The sequence below is a fragment of the Streptomyces sp. ICC4 genome, assembly GCF_003287915.1.
In the GTDB taxonomy this organism is placed as follows: domain Bacteria; phylum Actinomycetota; class Actinomycetes; order Streptomycetales; family Streptomycetaceae; genus Streptomyces; species Streptomyces tritrimontium.
The window spans coordinates 4,823,696-4,837,022 of the sequence record NZ_CP030286.1 but is presented as its reverse complement, the minus strand read 5'-3'; the positions used below and the strand labels follow the sequence as shown (position 1 = coordinate 4,837,022).

The 13,327-nt window shown below is 69.8% G+C and carries 10 protein-coding genes; 3 read left to right on the top strand and 7 right to left on the bottom strand.

Annotated features, from left to right (window positions below):
* Nucleotides 1-404: 404 nt before the first annotated feature.
* Both DRB89_RS22440 and DRB89_RS22435 read left to right on the top strand, forming a co-directional pair.
* Nucleotides 405-1,685: a molybdopterin-dependent oxidoreductase gene (locus tag DRB89_RS22440; protein WP_204358041.1), complete on the top strand. Its 1,281-nt coding sequence runs from the start codon at nt 405-407 to the stop codon at nt 1,683-1,685.
* Entirely contained in the window at nt 1,682-2,206 is a 525-nt protein-coding gene (locus DRB89_RS22435; protein WP_112449145.1) for a hypothetical protein, read from the top strand. Before DRB89_RS22440 ends, DRB89_RS22435 begins: the two co-directional genes overlap by 4 nt.
* Before the next feature lie 165 nt (nt 2,207-2,371).
* Here DRB89_RS22435 and DRB89_RS22430 read toward each other — a convergent pair whose 3' ends face one another.
* Nucleotides 2,372-3,034, bottom strand: coding sequence for a methyltransferase domain-containing protein (locus DRB89_RS22430; protein WP_239516832.1), 663 nt, complete (start codon nt 3,032-3,034; stop codon nt 2,372-2,374).
* Nucleotides 3,035-3,326: 292 nt separating this feature from the next.
* On the opposite strand from DRB89_RS22430, the gene DRB89_RS22425 reads away from it, so the two are divergent.
* Nucleotides 3,327-3,602 carry an isoamylase early set domain-containing protein gene (locus tag DRB89_RS22425; protein ID WP_112449147.1) on the top strand — a complete coding sequence of 92 codons (276 nt, stop codon included), beginning with the start codon at nt 3,327-3,329 and terminating at the stop codon, nt 3,600-3,602.
* Between the two features lie 385 nt (nt 3,603-3,987).
* Here DRB89_RS22425 and DRB89_RS22420 read toward each other — a convergent pair whose 3' ends face one another.
* The 6 genes from DRB89_RS22420 to DRB89_RS22395 all read right to left on the bottom strand — a co-directional run bounded on the left by DRB89_RS22420 (nt 3,988) and on the right by DRB89_RS22395 (nt 13,211).
* Nucleotides 3,988-5,739 carry a S8 family serine peptidase gene (locus DRB89_RS22420; RefSeq protein WP_162688687.1) on the bottom strand — a complete coding sequence of 584 codons (1,752 nt, stop codon included), beginning with the start codon at nt 5,737-5,739 and terminating at the stop codon, nt 3,988-3,990.
* A gap of 110 nt (nt 5,740-5,849) precedes the next feature.
* Nucleotides 5,850-8,759, bottom strand: a complete 2,910-nt coding sequence (locus DRB89_RS22415; RefSeq protein WP_275431897.1) for a LuxR family transcriptional regulator — start codon at nt 8,757-8,759, stop codon at nt 5,850-5,852.
* A 380-nt stretch (nt 8,760-9,139) separates the two neighbouring features.
* Nucleotides 9,140-9,535 carry a peptidoglycan-binding domain-containing protein gene (locus DRB89_RS22410; RefSeq protein WP_112449150.1) on the bottom strand — a complete coding sequence of 132 codons (396 nt, stop codon included), beginning with the start codon at nt 9,533-9,535 and terminating at the stop codon, nt 9,140-9,142.
* A 56-nt stretch (nt 9,536-9,591) separates the two neighbouring features.
* Nucleotides 9,592-10,278 carry a triacylglycerol lipase gene (locus DRB89_RS22405; protein WP_112449151.1) on the bottom strand — a complete coding sequence of 229 codons (687 nt, stop codon included), beginning with the start codon at nt 10,276-10,278 and terminating at the stop codon, nt 9,592-9,594.
* Nucleotides 10,279-10,536: 258 nt separating this feature from the next.
* Nucleotides 10,537-11,874 carry a M14 family metallopeptidase gene (locus DRB89_RS22400; protein ID WP_112449152.1) on the bottom strand — a complete coding sequence of 446 codons (1,338 nt, stop codon included), beginning with the start codon at nt 11,872-11,874 and terminating at the stop codon, nt 10,537-10,539.
* Nucleotides 11,875-12,005: 131 nt separating this feature from the next.
* Nucleotides 12,006-13,211: a S8 family peptidase gene (locus DRB89_RS22395; protein WP_112453475.1), complete on the bottom strand. Its 1,206-nt coding sequence runs from the start codon at nt 13,209-13,211 to the stop codon at nt 12,006-12,008.
* Nucleotides 13,212-13,327: the final 116 nt, after the last annotated feature.

Sequence of the window (13,327 nt, the reverse complement as noted above, 5' to 3'; positions counted from 1 at the left end):
ACCGCGGTCAGGCAGCGTCGAAATCTGACACCGTGGCATATCTTCCCGTTGGGACGGTTATCTGTCGCTCCGTGAGCCACTCGAGGAATCCCATGGATGATGCAGGCGGCAAGCATGACGAACCGCACCGGGCAGAACCTCATGCTGCGGACGGCGGCGCCGCCCCGGGCCCGGGACCGCGCGATGAGGAGACGACGACGCCGTCTCGCTCGGGTGCGGCAAAAGGGAGCCCACTCCCTACGAGTGACGTCGCGTCGGTGGCAGGGAGCGAGAGGGGCGGCAGTCGGAGCCCGGCGAGTCCTTCTGCTTCTGCCGACGGGCCGGCCGACGACCGCACAGCGGCGACGGCAACGGCACGCCTTCGTGCGGCCGCGGGCGCCGTGGGAGCCCGGCTGGGCTCGGTGTTGCGGGTCAGGCCGGCGGCCGGTCCCTCCCGCCCGGAGTTCTGGCGCAGTCCTCTGCGGGGGCCGTGGCTGACATCGGTTCTCGGCGCGGTGCTGCTGGTCGGCGTCACCGTGCTGTTCGCGACGGGGCTGCTGTCCTATGCCGCCTATAACCCGGATCTGGCGCCAGGCAATGACCAGACACCCGACAAAGGGTGGCTGGGCTTCTACCTGTTCTCCTGGCCGACGAGCCCGTACTGGCTGTACCGCCTCACCCAGGGCGTCCATGTCACCCTCGGCATCGTGCTGATCCCGGTGCTGCTGGCGAAGCTGTGGTCGGTGATCCCCCGGCTGTTCGCCTGGCCGCCGGTGAAGTCGGTCAGTCACGGGCTGGAGCGGCTGTCTTTGCTGCTGCTGGTCGGCGGGGTCTTGTTCGTGTTCGCCACCGGGGTGCTCAACGTCCAGCTGGACTACATCTTCCCCGGCTCGTTCTACGTCCTTCACCTCTACGGGTCCTGGGTGTTCATCGGCGCCTTCGTCGTGCACATCGCCTTCCGTATCCCCCTGATGATGCGGACGCTGCGCAGCCGCAGCCTGTGGGCGGAACTGCGCACGCCGGTCAGCCGCACGCAGCCAGAACCGGCTGACGAGACAGGCCTGGTGGCCCCGAGTCCGGCCCCGCCATCCATGTCGCGACGAGGCGCTCTGGGCATGGTGGGCGCGGGCTCACTGCTGCTGCTCGGGGTGACGGCCGGGCAGAGCATCGGCGGGTCCCTGAGGGCCACCGCGCTGCTCGCTCCACACGGACAGGACCCGGGGCCGGGCCCCAACGGCTTCCAGATCAACAAGACCGCCGCCGGCGTCGGCATCCAGGCCCGTGACATCGGCCCGGCCTGGAGGCTGGTCGTACGCGGCGGCGGCCTGGAGTCGGTTCTCAGCCGGGAGCAGCTCCTGGCGCTGCCCCAGCACGGTGCCGCGCTGCCGATCGCCTGCGTGGAGGGGTGGTCCACTTCCGACCAGGAGTGGAGCGGGGTACGGCTGGCCGATCTCGCCGCACTGGTCGGGTTCGGGGACCGGACGCCGGGAGTGTTCGTCGAATCCGCCCAACGAAGCGGATCCTTCCGCTCGGCGGCGCTGCACGACAACCAGGTCCGCGACCCGCGCTCCCTGCTGGCACTACGCGTCAACGGAGCCGACCTTTCGCCGGATCACGGGTATCCGGCTCGGGTCATCGTCCCGGCCAACCCAGGGGTGCACAACACCAAGTGGGTCACCCGTCTCACTTTCGGAGAGAGCGCATGAAGGGCCTCACCTCACGCTACGGGGCCTCACCCCTGCACCTGCTGCTGGTGCTGTGCTCCTTCGCCCTCACCGTGTATGCGGGGATCCGGCTGCTGCACGGGGACACGGTCGGTGTCGTCGTCTGGTTCGTCGGAGCCGCCCTCCTGCACGACCTGGTCCTGCTGCCGCTCTACACGATCACCGACCGCGGCGCGCAGGCGATCCTGCCCCGCCGCGGGCATGTCGCCCAGTCCGGTAGCCCCGGGACGGCGAGGGGATGGATCAACTACGTCCGGGTACCGGCCTTCCTCTCCGGCGTCCTGCTGCTGACCTGGTTTCCCCTGATCCTTAGGCAGGTGGACGGCTACGAGTCGTCTTCCGGCCTGCCAGAAGACGTGTTCCTGGGACGCTGGCTACTGATCACCGCACTTCTGTTCGGCCTCTCGGCCCTCTGGCTGCTGGTCAGCATGTGGTCCTCCCGCCTCATCCGGCCGGCTCCCCGCCGGACCCGGCCAGGAGACCCGCAGAGTGACCGCCATTGATGACTGACCGCCGCAGCGGTCGATCCTCTCCTGCCCCCATACATCCAGCCGCGCTGATCGGCTCGAAGCCGGGCAGAACGACCCCACGCATCGGCCTGAGGATCACCGTCGGGATCGGCGGTGAGAGGGCCCGCCCTGGGGTCGCATCACCGCGAAGCGCCGCTGTCAGGGAGCGCGGCGCAGTGCGACGAAACTGCGGTGTGGGGTCCTCCACCGCTCGCTGGACACCCAGCCCGTTTCCCGAGCCACGCGCAAGAGTGCCGGGACGCCGAGTCTGGCCCAGGGAAACGCCGTGCCGAAGCTGGACCGTCCGTCGCTCATACGTACCAGCATCCGATCGTCGACATCCCCGGGCGCCGTCTCCACGAGCAGCAGCCCCCCGGCCGCCGTGATCTGTGAGATGCGCCCCAGCAGGGCGCGTGGGTCCCCGCCGATTCCGATGTTCCCGTCGATCAGCAACGCCGTGTGCCAACGGCCCTCATCCGGCAACGGATCGAACACGGAGCGGCACAGCGCTCTGCCACCCAGAGGAGCGGAGCGGGCCGTTCGGGCCACAGCCTCGGGACTTACGTCGATGCCGAGCGCCGGGTGCCCGAGGCCGGGGAGGGCTGCGACCAGCCGCCCCGGGCCGCAGCCGATGTCGAGGACCGTTCCCGCGCACCGGTGGAGGACCGTCAGGTCGGCGAGATCGGCGCGGGCGCACCACCGCTCAACCTCCAGCGGCAGGAGCCGGCCACCGGCCCCACGCAGGAACAGCGGACCGCGGCCGGCGCGGATCGCGTCGTGGTAGAGGCCGGCTTGCCACGGCCGGAGCCTGTGGGTCCGCATCGTAAAGGTGCCACTCATCGGGATTCAGCCCCCGCCGGTCATGTCGTCATATGGTCGGCTTAGCACCACCCCACGTAAACGCTCGCACGCCATAGCTGTCCATCCGGCACGCCGCCGGATCACCTGTCCGGCCCCAGCTGCCGGACCGGGCACGTGCCCGCGATGTGCCAGATCATCTCCACCAGGTGCGGCCAGACGGGCGGCGGATTGCGCGGTCAGTGCAACAGGGGGTGCCGGGAGGGTAGAGGGATGGAGATGCTGATCCAATCGCCCGACGACGAAGGGTTTTGCCATGCTGGAGCGTGCCCGCCGTAAGAAGCAGACCGCGATCACATTCGTCATCCCCGCGGACCGCCCCTTGGGCCACGTCAGTGTCGTAGGCGATTTCAACGACTGGCAGCCCGCAGACAACCTCTTCGTCGCGCGAGCGGACGGCACCCGCGCGGTCACGATCGCCCTGCCCAATGAGCAGCGGTACGCGTTCCGCTACCTCGCCCACGGCGGCTATTGGTTCGACGACGAGAGCGCCGATGGCCACGACGGTCGCAACAGCATCGTCCACACCTGAGCGCCGGACTCGTCACGGCTGACAAGGCGATGACGAGGAGCGGGGCGCCACCCCGCGGTCAGGATCGGACGGTCCCCAGGGTCCGCCAGGGAGCATTGCCCCGATCACCCTGAACAGCAGAGACCCTGACGGCCTGTCGGCCGTCAGGGTCTTCTCACGCCGTCGCATCCCGAGTGGCGGCGTGGATGTGCTCGTCTTCAATGTCCCGCAACACTGGATGCGGAGGGGAGACTCCCGCTCTCCCTGCTCCAGACCGACGGGGAAGATGAGGCTGGAGCTGTTCTGGCGGATCCACCGCTGCGAGCGCAAGCGCCGCCATCGACCCCGGACTCCTCACCCCGACGCCGTCAGGACAACATCTGACCGTGTGAGGTGGGACGCCCCGCTATGGCTTGCTGACGCTCCTGGTCACGGAGGCGGTGGCGCCTTCGTTGTCGGTGACGGTGAGTGTGATGGTGTAGGGGCCGTGGTCGACGTAGGAGTGGTAGGCGCTGGAATTGGTGGTGCTGGTGCTGGTGGCGCCGTCACCGAAGGTCCACGACCACTTGGTGATCGTCCCGTCGGAGTCGGCGGAACCACTGCCGTAGAGGAAGCAGTTCATCTGCGGAATCGTGGTGTAGGTGATGCAGCCGTCCGTGAAGCTCGCGGTCGGAGCCTTGTTGGGGCCGACGCGGAAGCTCTTGCCGGCCGTGCCGGTGTCCCCGCTGTTGTCGGTGACAGTGAGCGTGACGCTGTAGACGGCTCCCTTGCTATAGGTGTGCGAGATGGTCTTCCCCGTGCCGGTGGTGCCGTCGCCGAAGTCCCACGACCACCTGGTGATCGTTCCGTTGGAGTCGGAGGACGCCGAGCCGTCGAAGCTGCAGGCGAAGGTGGTGTTGTTGCAGCTGTTGGTGAAGCTGGCGGTGGGCGGGGGCGGCCCGCCCGGGGCTGCCCAGCCTTGGCTGTAGAGCAGACGGTTGGGTGAGCCGGCGCCGGGGTTGGTGACTGCTCCGGCGGTGGCGGCGTTGACCATGGCCGAGGTCACCTGGGCCGGGGAGGCGCTCGGGTTGGCCTGCAGGTACAGGGCGATGGCGCCGGCCACGTGGGGGGAGGCCATGGAGGTGCCGCTCAGCTTCTGGGAGGCGGGGGCGGTGAACCACGTGTCCGACTCGATGTTGACCCCGGGCGCGAAGATGTCCGTACAGGTACCGAAGTTGGAGAACGAGGCACGGGCGTCGGTGATGTCGGTGGCACCGACCGTGTTGGCACCGGCCACCCGGGCCGGGGAGACGGTGCAGGCGTCGACATTGGAGTTGCCGGCTGCGATCGCGTAGCTGACCCCGGAGTTGATGGACTTGGCCACCGCGGCGTCCAGGGTGGCGTTGGCCTCACCGCCCAGGCTCATGTTGGCCACGGCCGGCTTGATGGCGTTGGCGGTGACCCAGTCCACGCCGGCTATCACCCAGGACCAGTCCGCGCCACCGTCACAGTTCAGGACGCGTACGGCGTGCAGGGTGACCGCTTTGGCCATACCCCAGGTGGAACCGCCGACGGTACCGGCCACGTGCGTGCCGTGGCCGTTGCAGTCCAATCCGTTCTGGCCGCTGCCGGGCACGGTATCCACGCCGACGGACCAGCGGCCGTCGAACTGTCCGTGATTGTTGCGCATGCCCGTGTCGAGGATGTACGCGTGCACGCCGGCACCGGTCTGGGTGTAGGTGTAGGCGTTGTTCAGCGGCAGGGCCCGCTGGTCCGTGCGGTCCAGGCCCCAGTCGGCCGGACTCTGGCTTCCCGCGATGTGGGCGCGGCCGTCGGCCTCGACACGGGCGACCGCGGGGTCGGCGGCCAGCCGCTTCGCGGCGGCCTCGCCCAGCTTCACCGAGAAGCCGTTCAGGGCCGTGGTGTACACGTGCCCGACCTCGCCGCCGTACCGCTTGGCGAGGTCGCCTGTGGCGCCCGGGACGCCACGGGACCTCAGGGTCGCGGTGTCCTTGAGCGTGACGATGTAGCTGCCGGCGATCGCTCCCGGGCGATCCGCACCGAGGATTTCCGCAGTGGGCGAACTACTTGCGGGCGCGCTGAACGCGACGGCGGCGGGCAACGCCAGAGTGCCGGACATGGCCAGGACGACGGCGGATATGAGGGTTCGTGGGGACACTGTTCCTCCCGGTGGGGGTCGGGGTGGAGGGTTCGACCCGAGAGGACCATGTCGTTTGCACGGTGCCCACAGCAATACGTAGGGATACGCAGGAGATAGCGGCTGCCTACCTACTGCTGACGGGATGTCATCGTCGCGGCGATCGCCTGGCGTGAGCTGACGTCCAGTTTGTGCATGATGCCGGCCATGTGCTGCTCGACAGTTCGGGGCGACAGGTAGAGGGCGGCGGCGATCTCCCGGTTGGTCATACCGGCTGCGGCGAGTTCGGCAACCTGCTGTTCGCGGGGCGAGAGTTGCCGACCGTACCCGCGGGGACCTCTGCGGTGCGGCACGGCGACGCCGTGCTTGCGCAGGGTCAGCCGGCAGCGCGCGGCGTCCCAGCCGGCGCCCAGCGCGTCGAACTCGGTGAGGGCCTGTTTCAGCGCGTCCAGCCCGTCACGCCCGGCGGTGAACCTGCACGCGCCCCTCGCTTCCACGGCCCGCGCCGCCTCGTACGGCCGGGGCAGGGCGCGGTAGAGCGCCTCCGCCTCGGCGTAGCGCTGCTCGGCCTCGCCATAGCGCCGGCGCGCCTGGGCGAGCACGGCGCGGCACACCGCGAGTGCGCTCAACGCGGCGGGGCTGTCGCGGTCGGCGATGCCCGCGGCGTACTCCGCCACAACCTCCTCCGCGGCGCCGAGCCGACCGTCGCGGACCATGGCCTCGACGACGACCGGCGCCACGTCCACGGCCCAGACCCAGACGCCCTTGCGCCGGATCGCGTCGAGCAGTCGGTACGCCTCGGCGGTGTCCTCGGCCGTACCGCCCGCGCGCACCAGCGCCGCCCGCGCGGCCGCGAGCACGGGTACCCAACCGTTGGGGTTGGCCTGCACCGCTGCTCGCAGTGCCCGTACGGCCTCGGGCACGTCGCCGGCGGCCAAGGCGAGCAGGCCGGCGACCAACTGCGCCTCGGCCGCGGGTGCGGCCTGGTCGGCGAGGCGGGCCGAGGCGGACAGGGCCCGGTCGCGCAGCCCGGTCCACCGACCGACCGCCCAGTCCAGCATCAGCCGGCCGGACTCGGCCATGCCGGTCAGGTAGGGGGCGTCGGCTTCGGCGAGGAGTTCCTGCCCGCGGTGCAGGAACTCCTCGGCGGCGCGGTGGTGGCCGAGGCTGTTTGTGGACTGCGCCAGGTTGACGCAGGCACGGGCCAGGTGCAGCCGTTGCGCCGGAGTTGCTTCCGCGGTCGGCAGGGTCTCGACCACCTGCCAGGCCTCGGAGTCGCCCGAGGACATCAGCGCGCAGGCACGGTTGACCAGCACCGCGGTGACGATGACCGGGTCACGCACCCGGTGTGCGGCCGCCGTGGCCTGCCGCAGCCACTCCAGGTGCTCGCCCAGGCTGGCGCCGTCGATCGCGACGGGCACGGCGAGTGAGGCCAACGCGCGGGCCACCAGGGCGGGCCGGTGCCGCAGTTCGGTGACCGCGCAGGCGATCTCGTCGATCGCGGTGTGGCCGGCGCCGCCCTGGTTGCGCAGCAGCAACCCGAGGTTGAGCCGCAGCTCGCCGTGTACCTCGGCGGGCATCGGCTCGGCGAGGGCGCGGCGTAGCACGGCGACGGTCTTGACGTGGTCCACACCGGCCCACGCCGCACGGCTCAGCTTTACCGCCATCCGAACCCGATCGTCCGAGGGCAGGCCAGGATCGGACAGCACGGCCAGCAGCAGGGGGGCGGCGGCCGATTCGTTGCGCGCGGCCATGGCCTGATCGGCGGCCGCCTCGGCGTAGTGCCGCCACTGGGCCGCGTCGCCTGCCCACCGGGCGTGGTGGGCGAGCTGCGGCAGTGACGGCGGTCCCGGTGCGGCCCGCAGCGCGTGTACCGCACGGGTGTGCATTTCGCGTCGGCGCAGGGTCGGCAACGACTCGTAGACGGCCTGGGCTACCAGCGGGTGGCGCACGGTGTAGCGGCCCTCGCCGTGTTCGCACAGCAGGGTCCTCGCCAATGCCACCGACAGTCCGTTCGTCGCCCGCCGCCGGGAGAGCCCGGCCACCGCGGCGAGCGACTCCCCGGTCGCCGGCCGGCCGAGTACGGCGGCGGCCTGTACGACCAGCTGCCCGTCCGGCGCCAGGCGCGCCGGGCGGTCGAGCAGCCAACGGCGCAGCGCGGGCGGCAGGTCCAACTCCGTCAAAGACCGGCTCGACCACCCGGGACCGTCACCAATCGCCGCCCGCTCGTCCCGCATCGCCCGCGTGATCACCTCGACCGCGAACGGCAGTCCCCTGGTCCGCTCGTGCAAGGCTTCGACGAACCCGGCCGGCATCGCCTCATCGGTGACGAGCAGGCCGGCCAGCTCCCCCACCCCGGCCACATCCAACGGTGCCAGGCGCAATTCGGTGAGACTGCCGCGGGCGGACAACTCGGTGAAGAGACGCCCCAGCGGTGATGCGTCCGCCAGCTCCTCCCGCCGCACTGTCAGCACGATGCTCAGTTGGTGTGGCATGTGACGCATCACGTACTGCAGAACATCCTGGGTATGCGTGTCACTCAGGTGGACATCCTCCAGGACGAGCAGCGTCGGACCCGATGCGCACAACAGCTCCCGGACTGCCCGCGCCAGCCGGTGTCTCTCCGCTCCTCGGTCGCCCAGCGGCGGCAAAGCCGAGGGCAGGTGCTCCGCGAGCTCCGGAAGCAGCGGCACCAGAGCCCCGACCACCGGGTTCAACGGCAGCGTCCACGACGGCACACCGCGTAGACACCGCAGCGCCTCCACGACCGGGGCGAGCGGGAACGGTTCGTGAGACTGGTAGCACTGGCCGAACAGAATGCGCCGGCCAGTGCCGGCCCTGTCATCGAGGAGCTCGGCGACCAGCCGGGTCTTGCCGACGCCGGCCTCGCCCTCGACCACGAGCAGGGCCCGAGGGCTGAACGCGCCCGCCATGAGCAGACGCCGTTCGGCATCCCGGCCAACCAGTGTGGACCACGCGGCCGGCCTGGTCCAATGCGGCGGCCGGGTCGGTTCGCGTTCGCGGCATTGCTCTGGCGTCACGCCCACGTTGCCCCTCGGCACGTCCTGAGCCGAATGCGATACCCCGGACCGCCATCTGGGCACGTCGAGATCGGCGTAATGAACGGCGAGAGGGTCGGCACCCAGCGTGATCGGCTTGCCGACGTAGTCGGGCGATACCGCGCCCGGTCCCTCAAGCCGCGGTCTCTCTTCCGAGGTGCGCCCCCTCGCGGCAGGCAGCGGACGCGATATTCAACTCCGCTCCGGACGAGCCGTATCTGTGGCCGGTACTCGACGTGCCACAGCATGCCGCCACCCTCGCACAAAAGGTAGATATCGCGTCCATCTTTCAGGGGGACCCCCGAAGCCGCTGACGCCCTCCCGGAAGAGGGTGGGAGGGCGTCGGGTGTGAGCGGGGCGGGTTATGGAACGCGGATGCAGCCGCCGTTGATGGCCTGGTGGAGCATTGCCTTGCGGGTGTTGGGTCCGTATTCGCCGTCCGCCGCGGTTCCGGCCTTTTGCTGGGTACGGATGAGAGCGTCGCGGGTCCTTCCGCCGAAGTCGCCGTCTTCGACGAGGTTCTCGCCGTAGCAAAGGTTCATGGAGTGCTGGAGTTTCTGGACGGCCGGGCTGTTGGTGCCGCGCACCATGTTGCAGTTCACGGTGTTGCCGGCCTTGTACATCGGGACCCAGGCCCCGGCGTACGAGGCGACCCAGTCGCAGGTGGGGGTGGCGGCGGCAGCCGAATTGAGGGGAGCGATGCCCAGTAGGCCTCCCGCGATGAGCGTGGCTGCCAGCGCGGCGAAGTTCTTGCGCATGAGGTCTCCTTGGGACGGGGTCCTGCGTGCCGTGCCGTGCGGTGGCCTGCGGCCCGTCAGCCGACGAATGACTTGACTTGGCCGTAGACGGTGGTGTCGGTGCGCAGTGCGCCGTGGCTCAGGCAGGCGGTCTTGGTGTTCGTGGCGCCGGTGAGGGCAACGCTGCTGTCGGGGTTGATCGTGCTGTCGCAGGGCGACCACCAGGTGGCGTAGCGGGAAGCGCCGGGGGTCTCGTCGCCGGAGTTGAGGGCGTTCAGGAACGTGGATCCGGGGCGCATTTCCGTGCAGGAGGCGCCGCCGCAGAAATTAGCGGTGTCGGTGCCGTGGTTGGGGCCGCCAAGGGAGATCCAGGCGTCGACCTTGGTGTCGCCGCCGAGGTTCTTGAGGAAGTAGCGGGAGGACAGGCCACCCATGGAGTGGGTGACGACGTCGACCTTGGTCGCGCCGGTTGCGGCGAGGACGCGGTCGATCTCCGCCGAGAGCTGGGAGGCGGTGGTGGCGTTGGACTGGCTGGTGTTGTACGTCCACTTGTCGAGGTGACTGACCGGCCACCCGTCGGTGGCGAACCGGCCGGCCATGGTGTCCCAGGTGGATCCGCTGGAGTTCCAGCCGTGTACGAAAACGATCGGATCGGGTGCCGCCGCGGCGGGCTGCGCGCCGGCTGCCGGCGTCTGGAGTGAGAGGGCGGCGAGAAGGCCGGCGGCGAGTGCGCCGACGAGTGCGGCGCGGGATGAGATGGGCATGGCGAGACTCCGGATCTCGGGCGAGGGAAGGGGCACCGGGCGTGGCAACAGAGGGGCGCAGCGGGTTGGGCAAGGGACGCCGTCCTGCAGGCACGCTCGGCACCGCGGCTCCACTGCGGGGACGCGATACCGAGCGTTCGGGTGGTGTCGCCTGTGCCGGACGACGCGGATGATCGCGCACACGCATCGCGCCATCGCCGAGGCGCTCCGGGCGGTGAGGCCCGGAGGCGCCGGTCGGGTCAGGTCAGCCGGCCGCGGTCAGGGCGCGGCGCAGTACTGGGCTTCCTTGCCGATGGAGCGGTACATGCAGTCCGCGTTCTCGACCAGTTGCAGTACCGCGTCGCGGTTGCGGCTGGTCTCGCGTTCGATGACCTCGTCGGGCGGGTAGAAGCCGCCGCCGCCGAAGCCGGTCGGGTACAGCTCGAAGGTATAGCCGAAGATCTTCTGGCTGCCCCACAGGTAGTCGTCGATCGACCCGTCGGTGATGTAGAGGTCGCTGGACTGTTCGGCGGTGTAGCCGTTGCTGGCGGCCATCTTCTGGCCGACGCTCGCGAAGGCGTCCCGGTCGTCCTGGGTCATGCCGGTCGCGGTGTTGGCAGTGGTGTACCCGAAGGGCCAGAGCACCAGCTCGCTGTACGTGTGGAAGTCGATGCCTGCCTTGATCTGCTGCTTCCCGCCGACGACGCGGCTGCGGACGAAGTCGGCGACGACCTTCACCTCAGGGGCGGACTCGGGGGCGGCGCCCCGGTAGGTGTCGGAGCTCTTGCTGCTGGAGGAGCCGCCGCAGCAGCCCCACTTGTAGTCCCAGTTGCGGTTCTCGTCCGTGCCGATGGCGGAGGAGCCGGCGTTGGGCTGGCGGTTCTTGCGCCAGCTCTTGTAGGAGCCGGTGGAGATGTCGTACTCGCCGCCGTCCGGGTTGAGGTCCGGGATGATCCAGATCTCGCGGCCGTTGACGGCATTGGCGATGCGCGAGTCGCTCGCGTAGTCCTCGCCGAACTCGCGCAGCAGATACAGCGCCATCTCGACGGTCAGGTGCTCGCGCGCGTGCTGATGGGCGGTGAAGAGGACCTCGGGCTCGTTCTCGTCGCTCGCGACGTTATCGCTGATCTTGATCGCGATCATGTCCCGGCCCTCGTAGGACTTGCCGATGACCTTCTTGCTCATGATGCTCGGGTACTGCGCGATGCGCTGGTCGATCTCCGCCATCGCCTCCGCGTAGTTGTGGTATTTGGAGTCGGCCGTGGGGAAGTCCATCGGTGCGATGGCGAGTCCGTCGGTACGGGCCGGCGGCCCGGGCAGCGCCTCGAGCTGGTAGCCGAGCGCGCGCAGCTTCTTGGCCTCCCCGGTGTCGGCGCTGACGACTACCGAGCGGGCGTCCACCTCGTCGATGGAGACACCGGTCGCGGCGAGCGCGGTGCGGGCGGCGACGGTGGCGGGGCCGTGGATCTCGTACTGCCTGATGTCCTCGTCGACGGTCGCCGTGGACGGCCGGGACGGGGCTGATGCGGTGGCGGTGACGCTCAGCGGTGTGGCAACCGCGAGAGCCAGTAAGGCCGCGAGGGTAGCGGTCTTCCTGCTCCGGATGCGAAGTCGCATGGCTTCTCCTGGAGTGTGGGGGTGACGTCTGCGTGAGGTCCCGGCCGACGCGGGGGAGGGCCGTCGGCCGGGAGTCCGGCGGGATCCGGGCCGGAGCGGGGCTGACGGGCCCCGCTCCGGCCTTACGGATGTCAGAACAGCGTGTAGAGAAGCCTGTTCGGGGAGCCGGTCTTCGGGTCCTGGACCTTGCCGGTGGTGGCGCCGTTCACCAGGGCGTCACGGACCTGGGCAGGTGTCGCCGTCGGGTTGGCCGCAAGGTAGAGGGCGGCGGCGCCGGCGGTGTGGGGGGCGGCCATGGAGGTGCCGCTGATGGTCTTGGTGGCGGTATTGCTGTCCTTCCAGGCGCTGGTGATGCTCACGCCGGGGGCGAACAGGTCCAGGCAGGTGCCGTAATTGGAGAACGAGGCGCGCTTGTCGGCGCTGTCGGTGGCGCCGACGGTGATCGCTTCGGCGACGCGGGCGGGCGAGGTGTTGCAGGCGTTCTGCGGGTTGCCGAAGAAGTCGCCGTTGCCGGCCGCGAGGGAGTAGGTCACGCCGGAGGTGATGGACTTCTTCACGGCGTTGTCGAGGGTGGTGTTCGCCCCGCCGCCCAGGCTCATGTTGGCGACGGCCGGCTTGATGGCGTTGGCAGTGACCCAGTCGACGCCGGCGATGACGGCAGAGTTGCTGCCCGAACCGTTGCAGTCCAGGACCCGTACGCCGACGATCGCGGCGCCCTTGGCGACACCGTAGGTGGAACCGGCGGCCGTACCCGCGACGTGGGTGCCATGTCCCTGACAATCATTGCCGTTCTGGCCGTCGCCCACCGTGTCGGTGCCGATGGACGCCCGGCCGCCGAACTCGCTGTGAGATGTGCGCAGTCCGGTGTCGATGACGTACACGTGGACATTGGAGGCGGTGGTGTTGTACGTGTACGTGCCGCTCAGCGGCAGGTTGCGCTGGTCGATCCGGTCGATGCCCCACGTCGCGTTGTTCTGCGTCGCGGTGAGCGTGACCTTCGAGTCCTGCTCGACGTAGGCGACCCGCGGGTCGGCGGCGAGTGCTCGCGCCTGGGCCTGTGTCATCGTCGCGGAGAAGCCGTTCAGCGCGCTGCGGTAGGTGTGCGTGAGGCGGGCGTTGTTGCGGCGGGTGAGCTCGCCCGCGACCGCGTCGATGGACGTGGTGTTGGCCTTGAGGGCGACGATCCAGCTGTCGGAGATCGCGCTCTCGCTCGCGGCCAACCGGACGTCGCCGGCAGTGGGCGGTGCGCTGTGGGCCGTGGAGCCGGCGACCTGTATGCCCGCCGTGAGCAGTAACGCGGGTACAAGGACGCTCAGTCGGCGTGTGAGGGGACGCATGTGGTGCACCAGACCTTTCGTTGACCGGATTGCGGACACGTATGGCTGCAGTGCGCCGCGCCCTGGATAGGGGCGCGGTTGGGGCACGGTGCGTGGTCTGTCTCTTATAACCATCT

Excerpts from the sequence above, each read along its gene's own strand:
- DRB89_RS22435 (WP_112449145.1), top strand. The coding sequence starts at position 1,682 with ATGAAGGGCCTCACCTCACGCTACGGGGCCTCACCCCTGCACCTGCTG.
- DRB89_RS22430 (WP_239516832.1), bottom strand. The coding sequence starts at position 3,034 with ATGCGGACCCACAGGCTCCGGCCGTGGCAAGCCGGCCTCTACCACGAC.
- DRB89_RS22425 (WP_112449147.1), top strand. The coding sequence starts at position 3,327 with ATGCTGGAGCGTGCCCGCCGTAAGAAGCAGACCGCGATCACATTCGTC.
- DRB89_RS22410 (WP_112449150.1), bottom strand. The coding sequence starts at position 9,535 with ATGCGCAAGAACTTCGCCGCGCTGGCAGCCACGCTCATCGCGGGAGGC.
- DRB89_RS22405 (WP_112449151.1), bottom strand. The coding sequence starts at position 10,278 with ATGCCCATCTCATCCCGCGCCGCACTCGTCGGCGCACTCGCCGCCGGC.
- DRB89_RS22400 (WP_112449152.1), bottom strand. The coding sequence starts at position 11,874 with ATGCGACTTCGCATCCGGAGCAGGAAGACCGCTACCCTCGCGGCCTTA.
- DRB89_RS22395 (WP_112453475.1), bottom strand. The coding sequence starts at position 13,211 with ATGCGTCCCCTCACACGCCGACTGAGCGTCCTTGTACCCGCGTTACTG.